22 protein-coding genes are annotated in these 26,006 nt (G+C 60.2%); 13 read left to right on the forward strand and 9 right to left on the reverse strand.

Going from position 1 to position 26,006, the window contains the following annotated elements; all coding sequences use genetic code 11:
- Positions 1–41: 41 nt before the first annotated feature.
- From DOU54_RS03105 to DOU54_RS03125, 5 genes are read left to right on the forward strand one after another with little or no spacing between them, the layout of a single operon-like run.
- Positions 42–914 (forward strand): branched-chain amino acid ABC transporter permease, encoded by an 873-nt coding sequence (locus DOU54_RS03105; protein ID WP_108081412.1) that lies wholly within the window; start codon positions 42–44, stop codon positions 912–914.
- Positions 911–1,819 (forward strand): branched-chain amino acid ABC transporter permease, encoded by a 909-nt coding sequence (locus DOU54_RS03110; protein WP_022563820.1) that lies wholly within the window; start codon positions 911–913, stop codon positions 1,817–1,819. Before DOU54_RS03105 ends, DOU54_RS03110 begins: the two co-directional genes overlap by 4 nt.
- Positions 1,816–2,544: an ABC transporter ATP-binding protein gene (locus DOU54_RS03115; RefSeq protein WP_108081301.1), complete on the forward strand. Its 729-nt coding sequence runs from the start codon at positions 1,816–1,818 to the stop codon at positions 2,542–2,544. The genes DOU54_RS03110 and DOU54_RS03115 overlap by 4 nt, the downstream gene beginning before the upstream one ends.
- Entirely contained in the window at positions 2,537–3,259 is a 723-nt protein-coding gene (locus tag DOU54_RS03120; protein ID WP_113730592.1) for an ABC transporter ATP-binding protein, read from the forward strand. The genes DOU54_RS03115 and DOU54_RS03120 overlap by 8 nt, the downstream gene beginning before the upstream one ends.
- 16 nt (positions 3,260–3,275) lie before the next feature.
- Positions 3,276–4,727, forward strand: coding sequence for an aldehyde dehydrogenase (locus tag DOU54_RS03125; RefSeq protein WP_113730594.1), 1,452 nt, complete (start codon positions 3,276–3,278; stop codon positions 4,725–4,727).
- Positions 4,728–4,756: 29 nt separating this feature from the next.
- Here the strand turns inward: DOU54_RS03125 and DOU54_RS03130 are convergent, their stop codons facing one another.
- Positions 4,757–5,653, reverse strand: coding sequence for a choline sulfate utilization transcriptional regulator (locus DOU54_RS03130; protein ID WP_004444701.1), 897 nt, complete (start codon positions 5,651–5,653; stop codon positions 4,757–4,759).
- A gap of 94 nt (positions 5,654–5,747) precedes the next feature.
- Between DOU54_RS03130 and choX the strand changes: the two genes are divergently transcribed.
- Both choX and betC read left to right on the forward strand, forming a co-directional pair.
- On the forward strand, positions 5,748–6,701 hold the full coding sequence (gene choX, locus DOU54_RS03135) for a choline ABC transporter substrate-binding protein (protein ID WP_113730596.1): 954 nt from the start codon (positions 5,748–5,750) through the stop codon (positions 6,699–6,701).
- Positions 6,702–6,715: 14 nt separating this feature from the next.
- Complete coding sequence (betC, locus tag DOU54_RS03140) at positions 6,716–8,230, forward strand: choline-sulfatase (RefSeq protein WP_113730598.1); 1,515 nt, start codon at positions 6,716–6,718, stop codon at positions 8,228–8,230.
- A gap of 15 nt (positions 8,231–8,245) precedes the next feature.
- Here betC and DOU54_RS03145 read toward each other — a convergent pair whose 3' ends face one another.
- Genes DOU54_RS03145 through DOU54_RS03170 form a run of 6 tightly spaced genes read right to left on the reverse strand, consistent with a single transcriptional unit; the run spans position 8,246 to position 14,746 of the window.
- Positions 8,246–9,139: a carbohydrate kinase family protein gene (locus DOU54_RS03145; RefSeq protein WP_113730600.1), complete on the reverse strand. Its 894-nt coding sequence runs from the start codon at positions 9,137–9,139 to the stop codon at positions 8,246–8,248.
- Positions 9,136–10,176: an ABC transporter ATP-binding protein gene (locus tag DOU54_RS03150; RefSeq protein WP_113730602.1), complete on the reverse strand. Its 1,041-nt coding sequence runs from the start codon at positions 10,174–10,176 to the stop codon at positions 9,136–9,138. Before DOU54_RS03150 ends, DOU54_RS03145 begins: the two co-directional genes overlap by 4 nt.
- Positions 10,176–11,690 carry an argininosuccinate lyase gene (gene argH / locus DOU54_RS03155; protein WP_113730604.1) on the reverse strand — a complete coding sequence of 505 codons (1,515 nt, stop codon included), beginning with the start codon at positions 11,688–11,690 and terminating at the stop codon, positions 10,176–10,178. The genes DOU54_RS03150 and argH overlap by 1 nt, the downstream gene beginning before the upstream one ends.
- Positions 11,691–11,694: 4 nt before the next feature.
- Entirely contained in the window at positions 11,695–12,537 is an 843-nt protein-coding gene (locus DOU54_RS03160; protein ID WP_044458934.1) for a carbohydrate ABC transporter permease, read from the reverse strand.
- Positions 12,534–13,475, reverse strand: a complete 942-nt coding sequence (locus DOU54_RS03165; RefSeq protein ID WP_113730606.1) for a carbohydrate ABC transporter permease — start codon at positions 13,473–13,475, stop codon at positions 12,534–12,536. Before DOU54_RS03165 ends, DOU54_RS03160 begins: the two co-directional genes overlap by 4 nt.
- A gap of 17 nt (positions 13,476–13,492) precedes the next feature.
- Positions 13,493–14,746 carry a sugar ABC transporter substrate-binding protein gene (locus DOU54_RS03170; protein WP_113730736.1) on the reverse strand — a complete coding sequence of 418 codons (1,254 nt, stop codon included), beginning with the start codon at positions 14,744–14,746 and terminating at the stop codon, positions 13,493–13,495.
- A 251-nt stretch (positions 14,747–14,997) separates the two neighbouring features.
- Here DOU54_RS03170 and DOU54_RS03175 point away from each other — a divergent pair, with 251 nt between their 5' ends.
- The 3 genes from DOU54_RS03175 to DOU54_RS03185 are packed head-to-tail and all read left to right on the forward strand — an operon-like array spanning position 14,998 to position 19,554.
- The gene (locus DOU54_RS03175; RefSeq protein ID WP_113730608.1) at positions 14,998–16,224 is read left to right on the forward strand and encodes an ROK family transcriptional regulator; all 1,227 of its coding nucleotides are present in this window, start codon (positions 14,998–15,000) and stop codon (positions 16,222–16,224) included.
- 19 nt (positions 16,225–16,243) lie between these two features.
- The gene (locus DOU54_RS03180; RefSeq protein WP_113730610.1) at positions 16,244–18,646 is read left to right on the forward strand and encodes a PIG-L family deacetylase; all 2,403 of its coding nucleotides are present in this window, start codon (positions 16,244–16,246) and stop codon (positions 18,644–18,646) included.
- On the forward strand, positions 18,643–19,554 hold the full coding sequence (locus DOU54_RS03185) for a DMT family transporter (RefSeq protein ID WP_080823137.1): 912 nt from the start codon (positions 18,643–18,645) through the stop codon (positions 19,552–19,554). Before DOU54_RS03180 ends, DOU54_RS03185 begins: the two co-directional genes overlap by 4 nt.
- Before the next feature lie 10 nt (positions 19,555–19,564).
- Here the strand turns inward: DOU54_RS03185 and DOU54_RS03190 are convergent, their stop codons facing one another.
- A complete protein-coding gene (locus DOU54_RS03190) occupies positions 19,565–20,032 on the reverse strand; it encodes a hypothetical protein (RefSeq protein WP_080823136.1) in 468 nt (155 codons plus the stop codon).
- A 77-nt stretch (positions 20,033–20,109) separates the two neighbouring features.
- Positions 20,110–20,997 carry an AraC family transcriptional regulator gene (locus DOU54_RS03195; RefSeq protein WP_004444665.1) on the reverse strand — a complete coding sequence of 296 codons (888 nt, stop codon included), beginning with the start codon at positions 20,995–20,997 and terminating at the stop codon, positions 20,110–20,112.
- Between the two features lie 198 nt (positions 20,998–21,195).
- On the opposite strand from DOU54_RS03195, the gene DOU54_RS03200 reads away from it, so the two are divergent.
- The 3 genes from DOU54_RS03200 (at position 21,196) to DOU54_RS03210 (ending at position 26,006) form a co-directional block, all read left to right on the forward strand.
- Entirely contained in the window at positions 21,196–22,662 is a 1,467-nt protein-coding gene (locus DOU54_RS03200; RefSeq protein ID WP_113730612.1) for an alpha-glucosidase/alpha-galactosidase, read from the forward strand.
- Between the two features lie 106 nt (positions 22,663–22,768).
- Positions 22,769–24,856 carry an ABC transporter substrate-binding protein gene (locus DOU54_RS03205; protein ID WP_113730614.1) on the forward strand — a complete coding sequence of 696 codons (2,088 nt, stop codon included), beginning with the start codon at positions 22,769–22,771 and terminating at the stop codon, positions 24,854–24,856.
- A gap of 142 nt (positions 24,857–24,998) precedes the next feature.
- Positions 24,999–26,006 (forward strand): ABC transporter permease, encoded by a 1,008-nt coding sequence (locus tag DOU54_RS03210; RefSeq protein WP_113730616.1) that lies wholly within the window; start codon positions 24,999–25,001, stop codon positions 26,004–26,006.

Here is a 26,006-nt window from a genome sequence, read left to right on the forward strand (position 1 = left end):
GCCGGAAGGCTTCGGCCATGTTCCAGACTGGAGACATTTCCTTGTTCTTATCCACCCTCATCTTCGGCTTGATGCTGGGAGGGACCTATGCGCTGATCGCGCTTGGACTTTCGCTGCAATATGGCATCGCCCGCATCATGAACCTCGCTTATGGCGAAGTGCTGATCGCGGCTGCCTTCATCACCTTCGTTCTGTTTTCCGGTTACGGGCTTTCGCCGCTCTGGTCGCTTTTCATCATCGTACCGCTCGGTTACGGCCTTTCGTTCGCGATCTACCGCGTCATGATGCGGCCGCTGGTGCGCCGTTCGGGCGGCTCTGGCCGTCTGGAAGTCGATTCCATTCTGGCAACCTTCGGACTGCTCTTCGTTATCCAGGGCATCATGCTCGTGGCGTTCGGCGGCAACTACCATTCCTATTCCTATCTCTCCGATGGCGTCGACATCTTCGGCACGACCGTGGCGCTCAACCGGCTGCTGTCCTTCGGCCTGTCGGTTGTGATCGGCAGCGGGCTTTATCTGGCGCTCACCCACAGCCGCTGGGGTCTTAACCTGCGGGCAGTGGCGCTGTCGCCCCGTTCCGCGCCGCTGGTCGGCATCGATGTGAACCGTGTGGCTTCCCTTGGCTTTGCTCTCGGTGGCGCACTCGCCGTGGCGGGCGGGGTGATGATCTCGATGTACCAGACCTTCTCCGCTTCCTATGGCGTGGTCTTCACCATGAAGGCGCTTGTCGTCGTCATCATGGGCGGTGTCGGCAATCTGCTCGGCGCGCTGGTCGCCGGGCTGCTGCTCGGTCTCGTGGAAACCTTTGTGCTGGTTTATGTCGATCCCGGCCTCACACTTGCCGCCACCTACCTGCTCTTTCTCATGGTCCTGCTTTGGCGTCCGGAAGGCATCTTCGCAAGGAGGGGCAAATGATTCCGCTTCTGATCGGCCTCGCCTCAGCCGCGCTGCTGGCGCTTTCCCCCTTCTTCTTCGATGCCTATGGTGTCGGCGTCATCATCGGCCTTCTCGGTTATGCCACGCTTGCTTCCGCCTGGGCCATGTTCTCCGGTCCGACCCGCTATATATCGCTCGCCACCGTCGCCTTTTTCGGTGTCGGGGCCTATACGGTCGCGGTGCTGAGCGAGGTCTTGCCCTGGCCGCTCGTCCTCCTGTGCTCCGCCCTTGTCGGCGCGGCGCTTGCCTTCGTCGTCGGGCTTTCCACGCTGCGCGTTGCCGGCATTTATTTCGTGATCTTTTCTTTCGGCCTTGCCGAACTCATCCGACAGCTCATCACATGGTATGAAGTGAATGTGACCGGAACGCTCGGGCGCTATATCTTCCTGCCGCTGGAGCCGCAGCATGTCCTCTGGCAATTGCTGGCGCTGGCCGCCGTTACTCTTGTCCTGTCGACGCTCATCGACCGCAGCAAGCTCGGCCTGGCGCTGAAGGCAATCGGCGATGATGAGGTGGTGGCCGCCCACGCAGGAATTAATCTTGCCCGCACCAAGCTGGCGCTCTTCGTGCTTTCCGCCACGATCATCACGCTGGTCGGCGCCATTCAGGCCCCGCGCTGGGTCTATATCGAGCCGGCCATCGTGTTTAATCCGCAGGTATCGTTCCTCACCGTCATCATGGCCCTGCTTGGCGGAGCCACGCGCCGCTGGGGACCCATTCTCGGTGCAGTGCCGCTTTTCCTGCTGTTCGAATGGCTGGGCGCGAACTTCCCCAACCATTTTTCCATCATCCTCGGCGCTCTCTTCATCCTCATCGTCTTCGTGCTGCCGGATGGCGTGCTGGCGGCGCTGGAGAAGTTGCGCAAAAAGGAGAAAGCCGCATGAGCGCCGTTCTCGAAATCACCAATATCCGCAAGACCTTCGGCGGGCTGAAGGCGGTGGATGGCCTTGGTCTCACCATCGAGGCCGGCGAGGTCGTCGGGCTGCTCGGGCCGAACGGCTCCGGCAAGACGACGCTAATGAATCTGATCTCCGGAGCGCTGAAGCCGACCGAAGGGTCGATCCGGCTGAAAGGGCAGGAGATTGCCGGCCGGCGGCCGGATGCGATTGCGCGCGCCGGCGTGGCGCGCACCTTCCAGCTCGTGCGGCTTTTGCCGTCGCTTTCCCTGCTCGAAAACGTTGCCGTATCGGCCATGTTCGGCCCGCAGCGGTTGTCCCGCCCAGCGGCGGAGAAGGTCGCGCGCGCCTGCCTCGAAAGAATAGGCCTTGCCGGGCGGGAAACCATGCCGGCCGGCGACCTCACCTACATCGATCAGAAACGCCTTGAACTGGCGCGTGCGCTGGCTGGCGAGCCGAAGCTTCTGTTGTTGGATGAATGGCTCGCCGGCCTCAACCCCACCGAACTTCAGGAAGGAATAGCGCTGATCCGGCGGCTGGCATCGCAGGGAACGACGATCCTGCTGGTGGAACATATCATGGCCGCCGTGCGCGCGCTTTGCCCGCGCTCCGTGGTCATGGCCGCCGGCTGCAAGATCGCCGACGGGCCGACGGCAGCGGTGCTTGACGATCCGCAGGTCATTTCCGCCTATCTGGGAGCGGCACATGCTTGAAATAGATGCACTGACAATCCGCTATGGCAAACATCTCGCGGTTGACGGCATATCGCTCAATGTTGCCAAGGGCGAAACCGTGGTGCTGCTCGGCGCCAATGGTGCGGGCAAGTCGTCACTGCTGAAAGCGGTCGGCGGCATGGTTGTGCCGGCGTCCGGCGAAGTGCGCGTCGACGGTGCGTCGCTTGCCGCTGTCCCTCCTCATGGGATCGTGGACCGCGGCGTGGCGCTGGTGCCAGAAGGACGCGGAATTTTCCCGGCGCTGACGGTGGAGGATAATCTTCGCCTCGGCGCTAATCCCCGCCATGCCCGTTCAGCAGAGAAAGTGACACGGGAGCATATTTTCTCGCTGTTTCCGCGTCTCGCCGAACGCCGGCAGCAGCTTGCTGGCACCATGTCCGGCGGCGAACAGCAGATGGTCGCCATCGGGCGGGCGCTGATGTCGGCACCGGATTATCTCTTGCTGGACGAGCCGAGTCTGGGTCTTGCGCCCATCGTCACGCAGGAACTTTTTGCCGCCCTGGCCGAGATCAAGAAGACCGGCCTTTCCATTCTGCTCGTGGAGCAGAATGTGCGCGAAAGCCTGGCGCTGGCCGACCGGGGTTATTTGCTGGAAGCGGGGCGTATCGTCGGGGCAGGTTCAGCTGAGGCCCTCTCCGCCGATGCCGCCGTGCAACGGGCGTTTCTCGGCGGCACCACCGCCGCCATTGTCTGAATTCAGGAGGAAGACCATGCAGACTGTCAATCTTTTCATCGGTGGCGACCATTGCCCGGCCGCGAGCGGAAAGCGCTTCGAGCGTCACAATCCGATCACCGGCGACGTTGCGACCAGCGCGGCGGCGGCAACGGTGGAGGACGCTACCCGTGCGGCCGATGCTGCCGCTGCCGCCTTTCCCGTCTGGTCGGCCACATCGCCCGGCGAGCGCCGCCGCCTGCTGCTGGCGGCGGCTCAGGCGCTACTCGCCGCCGGGCCTGACATTACCCAGGCGATGAAGGAAGAAATCGGCGCGACCGATGCCTGGGCTGGTTTCAATGTAAAGCTCGCAAGCGATATGCTGGTGGAGGCCGCAAGCCTGACCACCCAGATCAAGGGCGAGATCATTCCCTCCAACCGTCCCGGCACCATGGCGATGGCGCTGCGCCAGCCGGCAGGCGTTGTGCTGTCCATCGCGCCGTGGAATGCGCCGGTCATTCTCGGCGTACGTTCCATCGCCACGCCGCTCGCCTGCGGCAATACGGTGGTGATGAAAACCTCGGAACTTTGCCCGCGCACCCATGCGCTGATCATCGAGGCGGTGGCATCGGCAGGTCTGCCGAAGGGCGTGCTCAATGCCGTCTCCAATGCGCCGGAGGATGCGGCAAAGATCGTCGATGCGCTGATCGCGCACTCCGCTGTCAGACGGGTGAACTTCACCGGCTCGACCCGCGTTGGCCGTGTGATTGCCGAAACGGCCGGCCGTTACCTGAAACCCGCTCTGCTGGAACTCGGCGGCAAGGCGCCGTTCATTGTGCTTGATGATGCCGACATCGATGCGGCGGTCACGGCGGCCGCCTTCGGCGCCTACATGAACCAGGGCCAGATCTGCATGTCGACGGAGCGCATCATCGTGCTTGACAACATTGCCGATACATTCGTGGAGGCCTTCGCCAAAAAAGCGTCCAGCCTCACGGCCGGAGACCCACGCGAGGGCAAAACACCGCTTGGCTCGCTGGTCAGCGCCGAAGCGACGTCACGCATAAGGGCGCTGGTGGACGACGCCGTGTCCAAAGGCGCAAAGCTGGTCGCGGGAGGCGGCGGCACCGGCACCATGCTCGATGCGATCGCCATTGATGGCGTCACTCCCGCCATGCGGCTTTATTCCGAGGAAAGTTTCGGTCCGGTCGTTTCAATCATCAGGGCCGGCAGCGTCGATGAGGCGGTAAGCATCGCCAATGAAACAGAGTTCGGTCTTTCCGCCGCGATTTTCGGCAGGGACCAGGCGCGGGCGCTTGCCATTGCCGCGCGGATCGAAAGCGGCATATGCCACATCAACGGGCCGACTGTTCACGATGAGGCGCAGATGCCCTTCGGTGGGGTCAAGGCCTCCGGTTACGGCCGCTTCGGCGGCACGGCAGGCATTGCGGAATTCACCGAATTGCGCTGGGTCACGCTGCAGGACGGGCCGCTGCATTATCCGATCTGAACCGGACGCCGGGGGCGGCTGCGGCGGCCTCACCGCCGCTCGTCAATCAGCCAGCCGGTGAGTTTTCTCACCGCGCTGTCGCTGCTTTTCGGCCGCATCAACCAGTAGCCGCGCCCCGGTGCATCGAGGCTAGGGCCAGCCGTGACCAGTACGCCAGCCTCGAGCAGTGGATCGACGAGCCCGGCCCAGCCGAGCGCAAAGCCCTGTTCTCCGATGGTCGCCTGAACCACCATGGTGTAATTGTTGAAGCTGATGTCGCCGCCGTCGTTTTCGGGGCCTCTCTGAACGCCGAAATGCTTGAAATAGGAAGGCCAGTCGAACCAGTGCGCTGATGAGGTATTTTCGAGGTGGATGAGTTTCCGCCGTGAAAAATCAGCAACGCCTGCGGGCGCCGGCGTTGCTGCCAGAAACGCAGGTGAACAGACCGGCGTGACTTTTTCGGAAAGCAGCAGTACGGCCCCGTCACCCGCCTCCTGCCGGGTGCCGAAAATGATCATCACGTCGCTGTCATGCTTGCCCTGACCCAACGGGTCCTGCGTGGCGACGATCTGGATGTTGATGTCAGGGTTGAGCGCTCGAAATCCGTGCATCCGCGGAATGAGCCACAATGACGAAAAGGCATAGTCGGTATGTAGGCGGATGGTCTGGCGTTCCTCCGTTCGCCGAAGCTGCTGCGCGAGGAGATCAATGGCATCGACATTGCGGGAGACGATCTCGAACAGCCTTTGTCCCTCTGCCGTCAGATCGATGCCGCGATGTTTGCGGCGGATGAGCGCCACCCCAAGCTCCTCTTCGAGCCTGCGCATCTGATAGCTGACGGCAGGCTGGGTGAGCCGCAGGGAGCCCGCCGCCGCCGTCAGGCTGCCCTGGCGGGCAACCTCGGTAAAGATGCGCATCCATCCGAGATCGAGCGGCCGGTCTGACATTAAATTTCCTTATATCCCTTATCGAAAAATACCTGCTTCACAGGCAAAAACAATGTGGTGTTCAATAAACTGGACTAATACAAGGGGAGCCGCAATGAAAACCGTTTCTCATCTGCACCGCATCGCCGCCGGCCTGTTCCTGTCCGTGGCGGCCTTCTCCACCCCGCTTCAGGCGGCCGATGACGCGTCCTGCATGCTCATACGTCTAAGCGATCCCGGCTGGACGGATATTACCGCAACCAATGGCGTCGCCTCGGTACTGCTCGATGCATTGGGTTATGAAGCCGACGTCAAGACGCTTTCCGTGCCCATCGGATATCAGGCGATGAAGAACGGCGAAATCGACGTTTTCCTCGGGAACTGGATGCCGGCGCAGAAATCCTTCGTAGATGACCTCAATTCGGCGAAAGCTGCCGAGGTCTTGACGAAGAATCTCGAGGGCGCCAAGTTCACGCTGGCGGTGCCGTCCTATATGGCGGAGAAGGGCGTGAAGGATTTCGCCGATCTCGCCAAACATGCCGATGAATTCGAGAGCAAGATTTACGGCATCGAGCCCGGCGCACCCGCCAACCAGAATATCCAGAAGATCATAGACGCCAATGATTTCGGCCTTAAAGGCTGGCAGCTCGTCGAATCCGGTGAGCAGGCCATGCTGGCGCAGGTGGAACGGGCGGGCCGGGATAAGAAGGCCGTGGTCTTCCTTGCCTGGGCGCCGCATCCGATGAACGAGAAGATCGATATCGCCTATCTCTCCGGCGGTGACGCCTATTTCGGCCCGAATTTCGGCGGCGCAGAGGTTTATACGCTTGCCCGCACCGGCTGGTCGGAAAAATGCCCCAACGCGGCGGCGCTCTTCAAAAACCTGAAGTTCGATATCGCCATGGAAAATACCCTCATGGGTTCGATTCTCGGCGGAGAGGATTCCAAAGCCGCGGCAGCGGCCTGGGTGAAGGCCAACCCCAAAGCGCTGGATGGCTGGCTGCAGGGCGTTACCACGCTGGATGGAAAACCGGGTGCCGATGCCGTTAAGGGCAAGCTTGGTCTCTGAGCCGGAAAGTGGAAATGCCGCGTCCCAATATCCTTATACTGATGGTCGACCAGTTCAACGGGACGTTGTTTCCCGATGGACCGGCCGATTTTCTCCATGCACCGCATCTGAAAGCCTTGGCGGAGCGATCTGTACGCTTCGCCAATACCTATACGGCCAGCCCGCTTTGTGCGCCGGCCCGCGCCTCCCTGATGTCCGGGCAATTGCCCAGCCGGACGCGGGTTTACGACAATGCCGCCGAGTTCGCCTCCGACATTCCGACCTATGCGCACCATCTACGGGCAGCCGGTTATTACACCAGTCTCTCAGGCAAGATGCATTTCGTCGGGCCTGACCAGCTGCACGGCTTCGAAGAGCGTCTGACGACCGACATCTATCCCGCGGATTTTGGCTGGACGCCCGATTATACCAAGCCGGGCGAGCGGATCGACTGGTGGTATCACAATCTGGGTTCGGTGACGGGTGCAGGGGTTGCCGAAATCACCAACCAGATGGAGTATGACGACGAGGTAGCCTACCACGCCACCCGCAAGCTCTATGACCTGTCTCGTCGGCTCGATGACCGGCCGTGGTGTCTGACCGTCAGCTTCACCCATCCGCACGATCCCTATGTGGCGCGGCGGAAATTCTGGGATCTCTATGAGGATTGCCCGGCGCTCGATCCGCAGTCGGAGGCCATTGCTTTCGATCAGCAGGACCCGCATTCGAAACGGTTGCTGGAAGCCTGTGACCACAATGCCTTCGATATTTCGCCGGAGCAGATACGCCGGGCACGCCGCGGTTACTTCGCCAACGTCTCCTATATCGACGAGAAGATCGGCGAAATCCTTGGCGTCCTGAAGGCGACGCGGATGGAGGAGGACACCATCGTCCTCTTCCTTTCAGACCATGGCGATATGTTGGGTGAGCGCGGCCTGTGGTTCAAGATGTGCTTCTTCGAGGGCTCGGCCCGTGTACCGCTGATGATCGCCGCGCCAGGCTGGCAGCCGGCATTGATCGATACGCCGGCCTCGACACTGGATGTGACGCCGACGCTGTGCGGTCTGGCAGGGCTTGATATCACCTCGCTTAAACGCTGGACGGATGGCGAGGATCTGGCGCCGTTGGCTGCTGGCACCGGCGGGCGCGGCCCGGTGCCGATGGAATATGCGGCCGAAGGCTCGATCTCGCCGCTCGTCGCCATCAGGGACGGTCGATACAAATTGTCCGTCTGTGAGGCCGATCCGCCGCTGCTTTACGATCTGGACGCCGATCCCGAAGAGCGCACCAATCTCGCCGGCGATCCCGCTTTCAGCGACGTGCTCTCGTCGCTTTCCGCCGAAATTGGCCGGCGGTGGCAGTTGCCGGTGTTCGACGCCGCCGTTCGCGAAAGTCAGGCGCGGCGCTGGGTGGTCTACAAGGCGCTGCGCAACGGCGCCTATTACCCGTGGGACTACCAACCCTTGCAGAAGGCTTCGGAACGCTACATGCGTAACCACATGGACCTCAACGTTCTGGAAGAAAACCAGCGTTTTCCGCGCGGCGAGTGAGGTGGGCAAGGTGCCTCAAGCGGTGGTCGACACCCTCGGTGCGCCGCCCGCCGCCTGCACGGCAAGACTGCCCGCGGCAACCCCGGCTGTGAGGCATTGCTGTTCGTCCCTGCCTTGAAGCCAGGCATCAAGAAAACCGGCATTAAAGGCGTCGCCGGCGCCGGTCGTATCGACGACGGGTACTTCCTGGGCTGCCAGATGCTGCAAGCCCCTTCGACAAGATACCCAAGCGCCTTGCGCGCCGCCTTTCAGCGCCACGACGGGAAAGGCCTCTGACAGGGCGTGGGTGGCTCTTTCCGGGTCAGAATGCCCCGTGATTGCTTCCGCCTCTTCAAGATTGGGCAAAAACACGTCGACACCGGCACAGGCCTTCAGCAGCCCCTTGTCGTAGATCAGCGAAGCATCCCAGCTTGGATCGAGCGATACTGACAATCCGCTTGCCTTGGCGCGTGAAACCAGATCAGGCATCTCATGCAGCGTGGCGAATTCGGCGATGTGCAGATGCCGGGCGTTATCCCACGCGAAGGCGGCATCGAGCGTCGAGGGACGGGCGGCACCGGCGCGGCGCGTCAAAAATGCCCGGTCCTGGCCAACCACCGTCGCCACCGTCACCTGCGGTCCGGCATCGGCTGCATGTTCCAGAAACCGCAGGTCGACGCCGCTCTGCGCCATTTTCTCACCGATATCGCGCGAAAACGTATCGGTGCCGAGCCTTGCGAGCAGAGCAACCGGGCGTCCGACATGGGCGAAATGGGCGGCGGCAATGAAGGCTCCGCCGCCGGGGGCGATTTCCATGTCTCGGGCAAACAGTTCCCGGCCGAGCACTGGCAGTTCATTAAGACCGGTGAAAATGAGGTCGCAATAGATCCGGCCGACGCTGATGACGGCAGTTTTTTCCGTTGTCATCATGCGCGGCCCAGAAGCTTTTCCGTCTTGGCGTCGAAAAGATAAAGCGAACCTCGCTCCGCCTGGCATTGCAGCCTGCTGCCGACGGTCGGAATGGTTTTGCTTCTCGCCGTGGCAATCACAGAACTGGTGTCGGTGTCCAGATGAACAAGCGTCTCCGGTCCGAGCGGTTCGACTGCCGTTACCGTTCCCTCAAGCGTAAACGTTGATTGTGCAGCACCGTTCTCGCCGACCAACAGATCATGCGGCCGGACGCCGATCAGAAGCTCACCCGTGGCGGACGGCGCGACGCTGTCGCCGGCTCTGGTTCCGCGCAGCAGGTTCATCGAAGGGCTGCCGATGAAGCGTGCGGTAAAGATATCGACGGGTGTTTCATAAAGTTCCGTTGGCGTGCCGACCTGCAGGATGTGGCCGTCCTTCATGACGACGATCCTGTCGGCCATGGTCATGGCTTCTACCTGATCGTGGGTGACATAAACGGTTGTCGTCTTAAGACGCTGATGCAAGCGCTTGATTTCAATACGCATCTGTGCGCGCAGCTGGGCGTCCAGGTTAGACAGTGGCTCATCGAACAGGAAGGCGGCGGGATCGCGCACCATGGCGCGGCCGATGGCGACACGCTGCCGCTGGCCGCCTGACAGGGCCGCCGGCCGCCGGTCGAGCAGGGCCTCCAGACCGAGCACCCGGCCGGCCTCCTCGATGCGGCGGTTCTTTTCCTCGCGGTCAAGCTTCGAGGTGTAGAGGCCAAAGCCGATGTTCTGGCGAACCGTCATGTGCGGATAGATCGCATAGTTCTGGAAGACCATCGCGATGTTGCGCTGTTTCGGTTCCTTCTCATTGACGATGTCGCCGCCGATCTTCAGCGCTCCGTCGGAGATTTCTTCCAGCCCGGCGATCATTCTGAGGGTGGTTGATTTGCCGCAGCCGGACGGGCCGACAAAAACGACGAACTCGCCGTCTTCAATGGCAAGATCGATGCCCTTGACCGCCTCGACCTTGCCATAGCGCTTCACGAGTTTATTGAGTTCGATTGTCGCCATCATCGGGCTCCCGTCAGGGCTGTGAATTTCTCTGTGAGTTCCGCGGCCTTTGCCGCTTCGTGATCGGCGGATCGCCGTGCTTCCGCCTCGAATGCAGCAAGCCTGTTGCGATAGGTGGCAATCGCCTCCCGCATCGGTTCGGGGGCAGGGCCGCCGAAACGGCTGCGTACGGCAACGAAGTGCTCGGGCGAAACGATCTGCCTGAATTTTTCCTCATCGATCCCGGTTTGCCGCCCTGTCAGCTCATGGAACGTCTTGAGGAACGGCTGGTAACCGTCGTTCGGCAGATCGCCTTTCAGCGCGACGACGCTCTTGGCAACAGTCGCGGCAATCTCATGGGCCTGGCGGAAAGACAGGTCTTCGATGCGGACAAGCGAATCCGCCAGTTCCGTGATGGTGATACACGACCGGCGGATGTTCTGGTCGACCCTTTCGGGATCGATGCTGATCTGGCCAACGAGGCTGGCAAGAAGATCGAGAACCCGGCCGGCAGAGGCGAAGGCCTCATAACCCATGCCCTGCGTTTCGCCCTCACTGTCATTCATGTCGGTGAAGGGCGTATTATGCATCACATCCAGCACCGTGCGCGCCCGCCCGAATGTCTGGCTGGCGAGGTGGCGCAGATGTTCAATCGGCACCGGGTTTCGCTTCTGCGGCATGATCGAGGAAATCTGCACCAGCGCATTCGGCACGTAGATCTGGCCAACCTCGAAACTCGTCCAGAACTGGAAATCCTGGATGAGCCGTCCGAGATGCAGGAACATCAGCTCGATCGCGCCATAGGTCGCGGTCGTGTAATCCACGGCGGCGATGCAGGAATAGGAATTGCGTAAGGGTGCAGCAAAACCCAGCAATTCGGCGACCCGCGCCCGATCGATGGGAAAGCCCGAGGTGGTGATGGCGGCAGCGCCCATCGGCGAAAGATCGACGATGCGGCGCGCCTCCGCAAAACGTTCGATATCCCGGATCAGCACCTCGATCGCGGCGGAAAGGTAGTGGCCGAAGGTGGTGGGCTGGGCCGGCTGACCATGGGTGTAAGCCACGATCAGCGTAGCTTGATTGCGTTCGGCGGCATCGATCAGCGCTTTCAGCAGGACGCGCGCCTTGACGGTGAGCGTATCGATCTTGTCCTTGAGGCCGATCTTGAACAGCGTGTGATCGATATCGTTGCGCGAACGGGCCGTGTGCAGGCGGCCGGCGACATCAACGCCGATGCGGGCTTTCAGCTCTTTCTCGATCAGGAAGAAGAAATCCTCGACTTCGCCGGTATAAACAAGCTCCGCGGGTTCGATGGTTTTGTCGATGTCTTGGAGTGCGCCGGCGATCTTGGCCGCCGTCTCGGCATCGAGAATGCCGGTCTCGCGCAGCATGACAAGGTGGGCTCGGTCTATGCGGCGGAAGCCCTCTACGTGGTGGTTCTTGGCGCCATCGAAAAGCGGGCGCAGCACGGTTTCTTTGTAGACAGGGTCGGGAAACTTGCTGGTATCCGACTGGCGCGGGTTGATATCGGTCATGATGTTATCCTTTCAGACCCGCCAGCATCACACCGCGAACGATGTAGCGTTGCAGGACGATGAAGACGATGAGGGTGGGAATGGTCGCAATGGCTGCGCCCGTCATGATCATTTCCCACTGGATCTGCTGTTCCACGGCAAAGCTCGAAAGGCCGACCGGCAGGGTGTAGAGCTCCTTGCTTGTCGTGACGATCAACGGCCAGAAGAATGCTGTCCAGTTCCCTAGGAAGGTGAAGATCGCGAGCGCGGAGAGCGCGGGCGTCACCAGCGGCAGGGCGACTTTCCACCAGATCTGGAATTCGTTCAGCCCGTCGACGCGCGCGGCCTCGATGAAGTCGTTCGGAACCGTCTCGAAGAACTGCTTCATCAGGAAGGTGCCGAAGGCCGTCATCATGCCCGGGAACATGATGCCCCAGTAGCTGTCGAGCCAGCCCAGCTGGCTGGACATCAGATACCAGGGAATGACGAGCATTTCGGTCGGGATCATCAGCGTCGACAGAATGGCGAGGAAGATGAAATAGCGGCCGCGAAACTCGAACTTCGCCAGCGTGTACCCGACCAGACTGTCAAAGAAGCAGTTGGAGACGGTAACGATGACCGCAACCAGCATGGAGTTGAAGAACCAGCGCAGGAAACGGCCGTCGGCCATGACCGTGATATAGTTGGCAAGCGTCGGTGCTGCGGGAATGAGCCTGAGATCATAGACCTGGTCCGCCGTCTTGAACGAGGTCGAGAACATGAATAGTAGCGGCGAAACCATGATCACGCCGCCGATGAACAGCAACGTCCAGGCGAGAATGCGACCGGGGCGGATACGGGCGTGGGAAAGTGGCTTTGCTTCGCTCATTTCTTTTCCCTCAGGACCCAGAGCTGAATCAGCGATACGACGAGAAGAATGGTAAACAGGACGACCGTCTGCGCTGCGGCATAACCCATGGCATAGGAATTGAACGCCGTCTGATAGATCATCAGCACAAGCGGTTTGGTTGAGCCGAGCGGTCCGCCCGGATCATTGGTCGTCAGGTTGTAGACCTGGTCGAAGATGCGCAGGAAACCGATGGACGAGAAGACCACGAGGAAGACCGTAGTGGGTTTCAGAAGCGGAAGCGTGATCTTGCGCAGGATCGCCCATTCGCCCAGCCCGTCGATGCGGGCGGCTTCGTAAAATGTCGTTGGAATGGCGCGCAGCCCGGCCATGAAGATGATGATCTGGAAGCCAAGGCCTGCCCAGATGGCTGTCACCATGATCGAATAAAGCGCCTGGTCCGTAGAGCGGATGAAGGGTTGCTGCGGAATGCCGAGAATTGCGAAGACGTCGTTGATGATGCCGATGGGCGGCGGTTGATAGAACCAGCGCCAGACCCAGGCCATCGCGGCCGCCGTCGTCAGATAGGGCAGGAAATAAAGCGCGCGGATGAAACCGTGCAGGATGCGTACGCGGTCGAGATAAAAGGCGATGACGAAGGCGAGCACGAGGCTGATCGGCGTGCCGACGATGAGATACGCGAAGGTGTTCTTGAACACCTTCCAGAATTGCGGGTCCTTGAAGAGCTTGACGTAATTGGCAACGCCGATGAACTTTGCCGGCCTCAGCAGGTCCCAGTTGGTGAAGGACAGGTAGAAGGCCTGCAGCGTCGGGTAAAAACGGATGATGCTGTAAAACAGTATAGGGATTGCCAGAAAGCTCCATATCCATAAGAGCCGTTTCGTGCGCATGGAAAGACGGTCCCCAAAGGAGCCGCCGGGGCGGCCGGATACCGCCCCCTGTTGATCTGTCGCTGTCATGGTTGGACCTGCGGTTTTCAGGGTTTCGCCGCGTCGATGATTTCCTGCTCGGCCTCGGCGGCCTGCTTGATGGAATCTTCAACCGACTGGCCCTCGAGCAGGACCCGGTTGGTCATGTCAATGGCGTTCTGGCGCTGGGCGGCCTCATCCATTAACAGTGTCGTGTGGGCATATTCCAGACCCTTCAGGAACGGCGCGTAGATCGGGTCCTTCAGGTTTTCTTCGGTCAGCGCTGCGGAGCGTCGCGCCGGCAGTTCGCCCACTGTCTTCAGCCAGATCGCCATGGCTTCCGGTGAAGAGATATAGGCGAGGAACTTCTTGGACGCCTCAAGCTCTTCACCCGTTGTCTTGGCGCTGATGCCGTTGGCGAAATAGCTCGCATAGTTGGAGCGGATATTCTTGTCATTGGTCGGAAGTTCGGTCACGCCCCACTCGAAATCCTTGATGGTGCGGAACGAGCCCAGCCGGAAAGTGCCGTCGATGGTCATGCCCGCCTTGCCCGCACGGAAGGCGGCCTGGCCTTCATCCATAAAACCCGCCTGACCGATCTTTTTTTCGAGCTGCAGACTGGTGTAGAATTTCAGAGCCTGGATGCCGGGCTCGCTATTATATGCGACCTTCTGGTCGTTGTCGGTATAGGGCTCGCCACCATATTGGCGGATGAGCACCTCACGCCACCACTGGTGATCCTGTCCGCCCATATCGAGCGTGGAACCGGCGACGGTGAGATTGCCGGCGGCATCGTGCTTGGCGATCTTTTGCGCGGCGGCGACGAATTCATCGAGCGTCTTCGGCGGATTTGCGGGATCGAGACCCGCCTCGGCAAAGAGCTTCTTGTTGTAGAACAGTGCAAGCGAACGAACCGCGGTCGGCAGGCCGTAATAGTCCTCGCCGCGTTTCATGGCGCTGACGATCGGGAAAAATTCGCTTTCGATCTTGTCATGCGGGAAAGCGTCTGTTGGCAATGGCTGCAAAATCCCGCCCGCTGCGAACTTGTCGAGCCAGCCGTAAAACAGCTGCATCACGTCCGGGCCCTTGCCGGACATATTGGCGGCAATCACGCGCGTCTGGTAATCGGCATAAGGGAAGGTTACCTGCTTGACGGTGATGTCGGGATTGGCCTTCTGGAACTGTGCGATCAGCTCGTCCATGGCCTTCACGCGGGTGTCGAAGACATATTGCCAATATTCGATTTCAACCGCCTGCGCGGCGTTGAATGCAAATGTGCTGAAACCGGCAACCAAGCCGGCGAACAGAGTTGCCCTGCGCATGTAAGCCTCCTTTTCCTCCGCCCGGTCTTCCGGATGCGGAGCCATCGTTCCCTTTTCCGCGCTTTCGCGCGCGCTCATCGATTTGCCGGTGGCGGAGTTTCCTCTTCCGCCCGGGCAAGCCTGACCCCCGGTCGCTCTTACGGTTCTCTGAAGGCAGGCGTTTGTCAATAAGATAATTTACTTGAATTATTATATTGCGCTTATCGTCGGTTCGACGCTATTAATTTTCTAACAGACGGGAAGTTGAAGAGATGACGGTGCACACGGCGGACGCTTATCCCGTAGCAATCGGAAAAAACCCTGAGCGGAGCCGCGAACATAACAGGCGAGTCGTCCTCGATATTGTCCGGCGGCACGGCTCCCTCGGCCGCGCCGAGATCGCCAAGATCACGCATCTGACGCCGCAGGCGGTCGCCAATATCGTCGATGAACTCATGGGCGAGGAGTTGCTGAAGGAGCTCGGCCGTCGTCGCTCCGGTCGCGGCCAGCCGCCGATCCAGTTTTCGGTCAACCCGGATGGGGGGGCGACGATCGGCGTGGAAATCGCCGCCGACCATATGGTCACCGTCGGTCTTGATCTCGCCGGCGTTCTTCGCACGCAGCGCATCACGCCGCTCTCGGACACGACACCGGAAGCCATATTCAAGACCTTTGCCGCCGAGCATGACGCCGTTGCCAAAAATCTAGGCTGCAGGCTTCTTGGCACCGGGGTCGTCATGCCCGGTCCCTTCGAGATCGATGGCATGACTTCGGTGGGACCGACGACGCTTTCCGGCTGGGGCGGCATTGATGCCCGGCAGATGCTGGGCGAAGCCTGCGGCCAGCCGGTCGTGGTTGAAAACGATGCCACGGCCGCAGCAGTCGGGGAACGGCTGTTTGGTGCTGGTCTGGCGATCCCGAATTTCTGCATGATCTATTTCGGCGTCGGTATCGGCCTCGGCATCATCCAGGATGGCGCGCCCTATCGCGGTGCATTCGGGAATGCCGGCGAAATCGGCCATGTGACTGTTTCGCCGAGGGGAAGGCCTTGTCCTTCCTGCGGGCAGAGAGGGTGCCTGGAGGCTTATGCCTCAGTCTATGTACTGAAGGAAAAGCTTGTATGCGCCGGTGTTGCGGATACGGAACTTGATGATCTGGAGGCCCTGTTCAAGGCAGGCCATCCCGTGGTGAGGGAATGGATCGACGAAGCTGCGGCGCATCTGGCGCCCATGGTGGCGATGCTCGAGAATATTCTCGATCCGCAGACAGTCATTCTCGGCGGCGCTCTGCCTGAGGTCATCATCAGTGAAATCATTGCACGGATGGGGCCTTTGCCGACCTCGGTCGCAAGTCGCAGGCAGCGGGAACTTCCGCGTGTCATCCATGGCAAGTCCGGGCAGTTGACTGCTGCCCTCGGCGCTGCCGCCTTGCCGCTTTTCGATATCGTCACGCCAAAACTTGAGACATCCATGGGAGCCGCAGCGCAGGCACCCGGCTGAATATTGGAGGAGACCGCCCATGCTTACCCCCCGGGAGCGCATCGAACGGCAAATGGCCGATCCGTGGCTCATACGCCTGCATCGCAGGCTGAGCGCGCTGAAGTCCACGGTGACCGTCATGCATACCGGCGCGCATCCGGACGACGAGCAGAACGGGTTGCTTGCCTATTTCCGCATGGAGCTTGGCATGCGTACCATCATCGCCTGCTCGACACGTGGCGAGGGCGGTCAGAATGCGCTGGGGCCGGAAAGGCTTGGCGCGCTCGGCGTCATCCGCTCGCGGGAGCTGGAGGAGGCGGCCCGCGTCATCGATGCGGATATCAGCTGGCTCGGCCATGGGCCGGCGGATCTCATTCATGACTTCGGGTTCTCCAAGGATGGCGACCAGACCTTTGGCCGCTGGGGGCAGCAGCGCATCATTGAGCGGCTGGTGCGCGCCTATCGCAAGGAGCGGCCGGATATCGTCATCCCGACCTTTCTCGATGTGCCGGGACAACATGGGCACCACCGCGCCATGACGCGTGCGGCAAAGAGCGCCATCGCGCTGGCGGCGGACCCTGCGGCCTATCCTGAACATCTTGCAGAGGGGCTGAAGCCGTGGCAGGTGGCGAAATATTACCTTCCCGCGTGGTCGGGCGGTGGTGACACCTATGATGACGAAGTGCCGCCGCCGGAGACGACCGTAACGGTAAACGCTCGCGGCAGGGAGCAGGCGACCGGCGCGCAATATGACCGGATCGGCGAATGGTCGCGTTATTATCACGCTTCTCAGGGAATGGGACATTGGCCTAAGCTGGCGCAGGAGGTCTGGCCGCTGCATCTCGAACTCGCCAGTGATGCAAGGGGCCAAGAACACTCGATCCTCGACGGGCTGCCGTCTTCGTTGTCAGACCTTGCGGTGTTCCCGGGCCTGGATACCGAATTGGCAAGGGCGCTGGTCAAGGCGGAACAGGCGATAAGCGAAGCGATATCAGCCTTTCCCGACAGGCAGCGGATCACGGCGTCACTTCTTGCGGCGGCAGCGCTTTTGCAGACGGTGGACGAATCCGCCACTGCGGATTTCAGGGAAGTGCACGGACATCGGATCGGGCGCAAGCGGGCGCAGGTCGATGCCGCCATCCTGACGGCGCTTGATGTTTTCGAGCGGGCCTACGCCGAGCCGGCGGAGATCGTTCCGGGCGGAACGTCGGTTCTTTCCGTGGAGCTTTCAGATAAGGCGGCTCACATTGACGTTGAGGTCACCCCGGTCCTGCCATCAGGTGTATCGTCATCCATCCAGTCGCTTGGCGAGAGGCGGGTCTTTACGCTTGTCGCGGATCAGGATGCACCTGTTTCCGGGCTGTATCAGCCTGACTGGAAAGCCATGGGCGGCAATGGCCATGCCTCAGTGCGGCTTTCCGCAAAGGTTGAAGGCAGAACGGTTTCGGCCGCCTTCGACCTTGAGGAACCGTTTTTTGTGACGCCGGCGCAGTCGCTGACGATTGCGCCGGACGCTCTTCTGGTTCCCCTCGGACAGCGGCAGGAGGCGCATGTCTTTCAGGCGCATATAAAGGGCGCCGATGCGTTGCTGTCGTTCAGTAATACGGGCGGCTGGAACCTGCGCAAGAACGGCGGCGACTGGATTGCCGAACGTAACGGCGAGGCTCGGGTGGGCCTTGCCCAGATCGAGGCGCTTGTCGGTGCGCAACCCGCTTTTCAGATAACGCCGATCGCTTATCCGCACATCGGTCGGGCAAGATTTCTGGCGCCGTCCGTTCTGAAGATCCTCTCGCTGGACCTGAAGCTGCCCGAGAAGGCGCGGATCGGCTATGTCGGTGGTGGTGCTGACAGGGTGGGTCTTTGGCTGTCGCGAATGGGACTCGATGTCACCGACCTCGACGCTCAGGCGCTTGGCGGGGACCTGTCTTCCTTTACGACGATCGTTATTGGCATCTTCGCCTTCGGCATCCGCAGGGATCTCGCTGCCGAGACGGAGAAACTTCACCGCTTCGTCGAAAACGGCGGTCATCTGGTCACGCTCTATCACCGGCCGACTGACGGATGGAATCCGGAAACGACACCAGTCCGGCGTCTTGAGATCGGCAAGCCTTCCCTGCGCTGGCGTGTGACCGATCCGCAGGCGGAGGTAACGGTGCTCTTGCCCGACCATCCGCTGCTTGCCGGGCCCAACAGGATTGATGCCGCCGACTGGGGGGGCTGGGACAAGGAGCGCGGGCTTTATTTCGCCTCGCGCTGGGATGATGTCTACGAGCCATTGCTCGCCATGCATGATGTCGATGAGCAGCCGCTGAAGGGTGCGCTGGTTTCGGGCGTCATCGGCAAGGGTAGGCATACCCATACCAGCCTCGTGCTGCATCACCAGATGGACAAGCTTGTGCCTGGCGCTTTCCGCCTCATGGCCAATCTTGTGCAACCGGCGTGAATGGCGACGATCAAAGCGAAGAACAGCAAGGCCCTCGCGAAACGGACACCCGCGCGGGCATAGGCTGGCTGTTGCTGGACATGACCCTTGTTGCGGGCGGTATGACCGCGCTCGTCAAGGCGCAAGGCGTCACCTATCCCGCCTTCCAGCTCGTCTTCATCAGGGCGATGATTGGCCTGATGTTCATCCTGCCACTCATCTGGCGGCACCGGGGAGAAATGGCGCGCATCCAATATCCCTGGCGTAACATTTTCCGCATCTGCTGCAATGCCATCGCACTCACCAGCAATTTCATCGCCATCACCCTGTTGCCGCTTGCGACCGTCAATGCCGTTGGTTTTTCCCGGCCATTGGTGACGATGGCGATGGCTGTCGCCTTTCTTGACGAAAGCGTGAGCCGCTTTCGCTGGGCGGGAGCCTGTCTTGCATTTGTCGGCGTTCTGGTCGTCATTGGGCCGGGCGGCGCGGAATTTGGCGTGGGCGTGATCGTTGTGCTGATATCGGTGGCGTTCGGTGCGCTTGCGGTTATCCAGACACGAGCGCTGCGGCGGGAGAACACCACTGTCATGATGGTGTTCTATACGGTGGGCCTCGCCGTCATCACCGCCATTCCGGCAATCTGGACATGGAAGCCGGTTGCGTCATTTGACTGGGTTCCGTTGCTCGGCATCGGATTGCTGGCGCAGATCGGACAATATTGCTTTCTGCGGGCCTATCGTATCGCGGATGCAAGCGTCCTTGCGCCGGTCAGCTATCTGTCGATCCTGTTTGTGACTGCGGTCGGATATTTTCTGTTCGACGAAGTGCCTGAAGCCCGCGTTGTGTTCGGCATCGTCATCATTCTCGTGTCGCTGCAATCGACTGCGCTTGCGGAATATCTCTTGAAAAGGCTGCGCCGCAAAAGATGACGGGCAGGTTCTATCGCGATTGTGCAAGGACCCGAAGCTTAATCCAGCTCAGCGCCGCAAGTTTCAAACGGTCGTAAAACGAACGGGCAAAACGCACATAGCGCATGATCCAGGCGAGCCAGCCATAGGTGAGAAGCTTTTCCCGGCCGGCATGGTAGATGCGTTCGACAATCAGGAAGGTCGAAAGATGGGCAATGATCGTCAGAACCACCCCCGACTTGAAAGCCCCATGGGCGAAGAGGACGAGGCCTATGATCTTCATCGGTTCCGCAATCGCGAAGGGAACGGCGAGACAGAGTAGAATGGCAAGGCGCGGCAGCTGCGCTATCCGGCTTTCCAGCCGCTGGATGATTTTCAGGTTCGACAGGGCCCTGATGACCGGCCGGTAGAGCGGGCGGAAAATGCCGTCGAGGACCATGGCGAAAACGATGATCGCCCTGAGCGGAAAGACGAGAATCGTCCGGATTTTGCTGTTCACCTCTGCCAGCCTCCAAAGAAGGTGTAACGCCTATTCTTAATCGCCTGAAACATGTCAAAACCAAGTCCTGTTTCGCGTCAGCCCTGCCTGACACTGGCATACATGCCGGTGGTGCGGAATTCGCTCGGATTGGTGCCGTAAAGCCTGCGGAACACCTTCGAGAAATAGTTCGGATCCTCGAAACCGCACAGCACCGAGACTTCCTTGATTGGAATGTTGGCTGCAGTCGTCAATAGCTTGGCTGCCCGTCTCAGGCGTCTTTGCAAGACGAATTCCGCCGGCGGCAGGCCTTCGCTTGCGGTGAAGATTCGGGAAAAATGCGCGCGGCTGAGACCCGCCACGGCGGCCAGGTCGCTGACGGAAAGTCGATCGCCAAGGTGGCTGTCTATATAGCTCAGCACCTGCTGCATCGTGCGATATTCGCCGCCAAAGGAAGGATGCGAGCCGAAAACATCGTCATAAAGCGTCATCGCCGCCTCATAGGCGACAGCCGACGCCGCCCCCGGTGTCTCGGCACCGTTGACGAGACGTGAGCAGCATCCGGCGAGATGATCCACCGTTTCCGGCTGCAGCTTGAGGATCGGGCCGGTGACGGAAAGAATGTTGCGGTGGATGCGGAGCGCTTCCTCGCCATTCATTGAAATCCAGAAGAACTCCCACTCCTTGCCATCTTCCAGCCAGTAGCGGTGATTGTGGGGGATGAGCAGCAGCAGGGTTTCGCCGGGCCTCACCACGTAATGACGGTTCTCATAGCGCAGGTTGCCCTGACCGCCGATGCAATATTGCAGGACGGTAAAGGGCGTCTGGCCGCGCTTGCGACCATCCCAATCATAATTGCCGCCACGGCGGATTTCATAACCGCTGCTGGTCGGCATGGTGTGCAGCGTCTGGCGGCCGCGCGGCAGTGAGACGGTTCGCATGCCGGGTCCCTGATCGATCAAATCCTGCAGCACAAAATTACCCATGAAAGCATAATCCTTCTCTGGTCCTCGCCGGTATTATACGCATAATCCCGATCCGAGGAGACAGCCAGCAGGATATTGTTGCTGAAAAATTGGAGAGGAAGGCCGGTTTTCCGGGATTCTCACGGGTGTTTTTCTGCAGTGCCATTTTACGATCCGCCGGCCCGTTTCACCCGTTCGATTTGCAACAGAGGTGGCGTTATGAGTTTCAAAATCGCTATTATTGGCGCAGGCAGCGTCGGTTTCACGAAAAAACTGTTCACGGATCTCCTGTGTGTGCCGGAGTTTCACGATATTGAAGTCGCGCTCACGGATATCAGCCAGCACAATCTCGATATGATCAGGGCGATCCTTGACAAGATCGTTGAGGCAAATGGTTTCCCCGTGAAGGTGACCGCCCATACGGACCGCCGCCGGGCGCTGGAGGGCGCGAAATACATCATCAGCTGCGTGCGGGTCGGCGGGCTCGAAGCCTATGCGGACGATATCCGCATTCCGCTGAAATACGGCATCGACCAGTGCGTAGGCGATACAATCTGCGCCGGCGGAATTCTCTACGGTCAGCGCAACATTCCCGTCATTCTCGATTTCTGCAAAGATATCCGCGAGGTCGCGGCACCCGGCGCAAAGTTCCTGAACTATGCCAACCCGATGGCCATGAACACCTGGGCAGCCATCGAATATGGCAAGGTGGATACGGTCGGTCTCTGCCATGGCGTTCAGCACGGGGCGGAACAGATTGCCGAAATCCTCGGTGCGAAATCCCCGGCAGAACTCGATTACATCTGCTCCGGCATCAACCACCAGACATGGTTCATCGATCTGCGGCTCAATGGCCGCAAGATCGGTAAGGAGGAGCTGGTTGCCGCGTTTGAGGCGCATCCGGTCTTCTCGCAGCAGGAGAAGCTTCGCATCGACGTGCTGAAGCGCTTCGGCGTCTATTCGACCGAAAGCAACGGCCATCTCTCTGAATATCTGCCGTGGTATCGTAAGCGGCCAGAGGAAATCGCCCGCTGGATCGACATGTCCGACTGGATTCACGGGGAAACCGGCGGTTATCTCCGCCACTCCACCGAAACGCGCAACTGGTTCGAAACGGAATTCCCGCAGTTTCTCGCATCGGCCGACAAGCCGATCGATCCGGCAAAGCGCTCCAACGAACATGCAAGCCATATTCTTGAGGCGCTGGAGACCGGGCGTGTCTATCGCGGCCACTTCAACGTCAAGAACAATGGCGTCATCAGCAATCTGCCGGCGGACGCCATCATCGAATCGCCCGGTTTTGTCGACCGTTTCGGCATCAACATGGTTTCCGGCATCACGTTGCCGGAAGCCTGTGCGGCCACCTGCATGGCGTCCATCAATGTGCAGCGCATGTCGGTCCATGCGGCAGTCACTGGCGATATCGATCTTTTGAAACTCGCCGTGCTGCATGATCCGCTGGTCGGCGCCGTCGCCACGCCGGAGGAGGTCTGGCAGATGGTGGACGAGATGGTTGTCGCTCAGGCGCGCTGGCTGCCACAATATGCCGATGCCGTTCCGGCGGCGAAGGAGCGACTTGCGAAGTCCAGCGTCAAGACCCGTGACTGGGCGGGTGCCGCGCGCCGCAACGTGCGTTCCATCGAGGAATTGCGGGCCGAGAAATCGGCACTGAAAAAGGCCGTTTGAAGGAAAAGACATGGGAAAAGGCCGGCGGCGGAAGGGAGTTCGCCGTCCGGTCTCAACGATGACAGAGGGTCGGCGGTCGAAGAGCTGCCATTTGGGAGGAATGACGATGTTACTTCAACGCAGGATTGGTATCATCTCGGCACTGGGGTTCGGTGTTTCGATGATCGCACTCAATGCGAATGCCTTCGAGACCACTACGCCGCCCGAGCCGCCGCAATTTCCGGCCGAAGGCAAGATCAACTATGTGGCGCGCGACTCGATCCTCGAATTCAAGGCGCTGCCAAGCTACAGCGAACCCGACTGGATTACCGAGAAATTCGAAAAGACCGGCAAGCTGCCGCCGCTGAAAGAGCGCCTGCCCGAGGAGCCGCTGGTTTACAAAACAGGCAATATGCCCGACGGCATGGGCGTCTACGGCGATACGATGCGCCATGTGGTCGGCGGCAGGCCGGAGGGCTGGAACTATATTGCCGGTCAGAGCCAGGGCTGGGGCGGCATCGATATCGCCCTTTCCGAGTGCCTGACGCGCACCGCGCCGCTGTTCCAGGTAGATGCCAAGGATACCGAGCCGCTGCCCAATCTGGCGAAAAGCTGGGAGTGGTCGGAAGATGGTCACAAGCTGACGATGCATCTCGTCAAGGGTGCGAAATGGTCGGATGGCGAGCCCTTCAACGCCGATGACGTGATGTTCTACTGGGAAGACGCCGTCATCGATCCCAATGTCTCACCGCTTGGCGGTGGTGCATCGCCTGAGGCTTTCGGTGAGGGAACGACGCTCAAGAAGATCGATGACTATACCGTCGAATGGACGTTCAAGGCGGCGTTCCCGAAGCAATATCTCTACACCATGGCCTATCCGAGCTTCTGCCCCGGGCCGTCGCATATTCTGAAACCCCAGCATCCGAAATATTCCAAGAATACCTATAACCAGTTCAAAAACGCGTTCCCGCCTGAGTATATGAACATGCCGGTCATGGGCGCATGGGTGCCGGTTTCTTATCGGCCGGATGATCTCATCGTGCTGCGGCGCAACCCCTATTACTGGAAAGTGGACGAGAAAGGCCAGCAGTTGCCCTATCTCAATGAAGTCCATTACAAGCTCTCCACCTGGGCGGACCGCGATGTGCAGGCCGTAGCGGGATCTGGCGATTTCTCCAATCTCGAGCAGCCGGAGAATTTCGTCGCCTCGCTGAAACGCGCCGCTGACCCCAATGCGCCAGCCCGCCTTGCCTTTGGACCACGCCTTATCGGCTATAATCTGCAGATGAATTTTTCCGCCAATGGCTGGGGCAATCCGGATGAGCGCGGACAGGCCATTCGTGAGCTGAACCGTAACGAGGTGTTCCGCCAGGCCGTCACCTCTGCTCTTGATCGCAAGGCGATCGGTGACTCGCTGGTGAAGGGGCCTTTCACGGCGATCTATCCGGGTGGCATTTCGTCCGGGACAAGCTTCTATGATCGTGCTTCGACGGTCTATTACCCCTTCAACCTCGAGGCTGCCAAGGCGGCGCTGGCTTCGATTGGCCTGAAAGACACTGACGGCGACGGTTTCCTGAATTTCCCCAAGGAAACGCTTGGCGGTCGTAATGTCGAGATTACCCTTCTCGTCAACAACGGTTACGCGACAGACAAGAGCCTTGCGGAAGGTCTCGTCGGCCAGATGGCGAAACTTGGGCTTCGCGTCGTCATCAATAGCCTCGATTCAAACCAGCGTGACGCCGCCCATTATGGCGGGCAGTTTGACTGGCTGGTGCGGCGCAATTCCACCGAGCTTTCATCCGTGGTGCAGAATACCGAGCAACTGGCCCCTGTCGGGCCGCGCACCAGCTGGAACCACCGCGCACCCGAAGGCAAGGAACTGGACCTGATGCCCTTCGAAAAAGACATGGCCGACATTGTGCGCAAGTTCATATCTTCGCAGGACAATGCCGAGCGGGCCGAGCTGATGAAGCAGTACCAGAAGGTCTATACGCAGAACCTCTACACGATTGGCCTCACCGAATATCCCGGTGCGCTCATCGTCAACAAGCGGTTCTCCAATGTGCCGCAGGGTACGCCGATCTTCATGTTCAACTGGGCCGAAGACGCCATCATCCGCGAACGCCTGTGGGTCGCGGCCGACAGGCAGGGCGAATACGAACTTTTCCCTGAGCAGCTTCCCGGCAAGCCGGGCGAGGGCGGGCCGATCAACTGAAGCTTCCGGTAAAGGTGCGTAACGCCATTATGTCCGGAAGTACGAAAACCTGAAGAACTCCTCCCGGAGCACACCCGGTACCGGTCGCGCGTGAAGCGCGGCCGGCAACACACGGCCAATCCAAACCGAGGAAGACCGTTCGATGCTGAGATTTCTGACGATACGCGTGGCATCCGCCATTCCGGTGCTGTTGATCCTGAGCGTGGTGACCTTCGCCATCATTCAGGCGCCGCCCGGCGACTACGCCGACTACATCCGCTCGCAGCTGATGAACCAGGGCGGAGCATCCTTCGAGCAGGCGGAAGCGCAGGCGCAGGCATACCGTATCGAACACGGACTCGATAAGCCGCTCGTTATTCAATATTTCAACTGGATCGGCGGCATCTTCGCCCGCGGCGATTTCGGCTACAGCTTTTATTACAACAAGCCGGTCGCCGATGTGGTTGGCGAACGCCTGCCGCGCACTATCGCTCTGGCGCTGGTCTGCCACATCTTCGCATCGGTACTTGGCATCGCCTTCGGCATATGGGCCGCCACACGGCAATATTCCTGGGTCGACAACCTGCTCTCCACCATTGCCTTCCTGGGCATGACGATCCCGCGCTTCCTGATGGCGCTGATCCTCGTTTATCTCATGGTATTTCATTTCGATGTGTCGGAGATCGGAAGCTTCTTTTCACCGCAATATGGCGGCGCGCCGTGGTCGTGGGTGAAATTCGTCGATCTGGTCAGCCACGTCTGGCCGGTGGTCGCTATCGCCGTCTTCGGGGGGCTGGCCTACAATATGCGGGTGATGCGCGGCAATCTGCTCGATACGCTGAATGCGCAATATGTCGAGACGGCGCGTGCCAAGGGCCTTTCGGAAGGCGCCGTCATCATGCGCCATGCGGTGCCGAATGCCGTGCACCCGCTCGTCATGTATCAGGGCGTGGTGCTGCCCTACATGCTGAGCGGCGAGATCGAAACCGCGATCATCTTCGCGTCGCCGACCGTCGGCCCGGCCATCGTCGGCTCCATGGCGGTGGGTGACGTCTATGTCACCGCGACCTTCATGATGGTGCTGGCTGCCACGCTGATCGTCGGCAACATCATCGCCGATATGCTGCTCGCCATGCTCGACCCGCGCGTCCGCGAATTCGGGAGGGCCTGA

It is taken from the genome of Agrobacterium sp. MS2, assembly GCF_003261015.1.
GTDB classification, from domain to species: domain Bacteria; phylum Pseudomonadota; class Alphaproteobacteria; order Rhizobiales; family Rhizobiaceae; genus Agrobacterium; species Agrobacterium pusense.

Excerpts from the sequence above, each read along its gene's own strand:
- DOU54_RS03110 (WP_022563820.1), top strand. The coding sequence starts at position 911 with ATGATTCCGCTTCTGATCGGCCTCGCCTCAGCCGCGCTGCTGGCGCTT.
- DOU54_RS03115 (WP_108081301.1), top strand. The coding sequence starts at position 1,816 with ATGAGCGCCGTTCTCGAAATCACCAATATCCGCAAGACCTTCGGCGGG.
- DOU54_RS03120 (WP_113730592.1), top strand. The coding sequence starts at position 2,537 with ATGCTTGAAATAGATGCACTGACAATCCGCTATGGCAAACATCTCGCG.
- DOU54_RS03125 (WP_113730594.1), top strand. The coding sequence starts at position 3,276 with ATGCAGACTGTCAATCTTTTCATCGGTGGCGACCATTGCCCGGCCGCG.
- DOU54_RS03130 (WP_004444701.1), bottom strand. The coding sequence starts at position 5,653 with ATGTCAGACCGGCCGCTCGATCTCGGATGGATGCGCATCTTTACCGAG.
- choX (WP_113730596.1), top strand. The coding sequence starts at position 5,748 with ATGAAAACCGTTTCTCATCTGCACCGCATCGCCGCCGGCCTGTTCCTG.
- betC (WP_113730598.1), top strand. The coding sequence starts at position 6,716 with ATGCCGCGTCCCAATATCCTTATACTGATGGTCGACCAGTTCAACGGG.
- DOU54_RS03145 (WP_113730600.1), bottom strand. The coding sequence starts at position 9,139 with ATGATGACAACGGAAAAAACTGCCGTCATCAGCGTCGGCCGGATCTAT.
- DOU54_RS03150 (WP_113730602.1), bottom strand. The coding sequence starts at position 10,176 with ATGGCGACAATCGAACTCAATAAACTCGTGAAGCGCTATGGCAAGGTC.
- argH (WP_113730604.1), bottom strand. The coding sequence starts at position 11,690 with ATGACCGATATCAACCCGCGCCAGTCGGATACCAGCAAGTTTCCCGAC.
- DOU54_RS03160 (WP_044458934.1), bottom strand. The coding sequence starts at position 12,537 with ATGAGCGAAGCAAAGCCACTTTCCCACGCCCGTATCCGCCCCGGTCGC.
- DOU54_RS03165 (WP_113730606.1), bottom strand. The coding sequence starts at position 13,475 with ATGACAGCGACAGATCAACAGGGGGCGGTATCCGGCCGCCCCGGCGGC.
- DOU54_RS03170 (WP_113730736.1), bottom strand. The coding sequence starts at position 14,746 with ATGCGCAGGGCAACTCTGTTCGCCGGCTTGGTTGCCGGTTTCAGCACA.
- DOU54_RS03175 (WP_113730608.1), top strand. The coding sequence starts at position 14,998 with ATGACGGTGCACACGGCGGACGCTTATCCCGTAGCAATCGGAAAAAAC.
- DOU54_RS03180 (WP_113730610.1), top strand. The coding sequence starts at position 16,244 with ATGCTTACCCCCCGGGAGCGCATCGAACGGCAAATGGCCGATCCGTGG.
- DOU54_RS03195 (WP_004444665.1), bottom strand. The coding sequence starts at position 20,997 with ATGGGTAATTTTGTGCTGCAGGATTTGATCGATCAGGGACCCGGCATG.
- DOU54_RS03200 (WP_113730612.1), top strand. The coding sequence starts at position 21,196 with ATGAGTTTCAAAATCGCTATTATTGGCGCAGGCAGCGTCGGTTTCACG.
- DOU54_RS03205 (WP_113730614.1), top strand. The coding sequence starts at position 22,769 with ATGTTACTTCAACGCAGGATTGGTATCATCTCGGCACTGGGGTTCGGT.
- DOU54_RS03210 (WP_113730616.1), top strand. The coding sequence starts at position 24,999 with ATGCTGAGATTTCTGACGATACGCGTGGCATCCGCCATTCCGGTGCTG.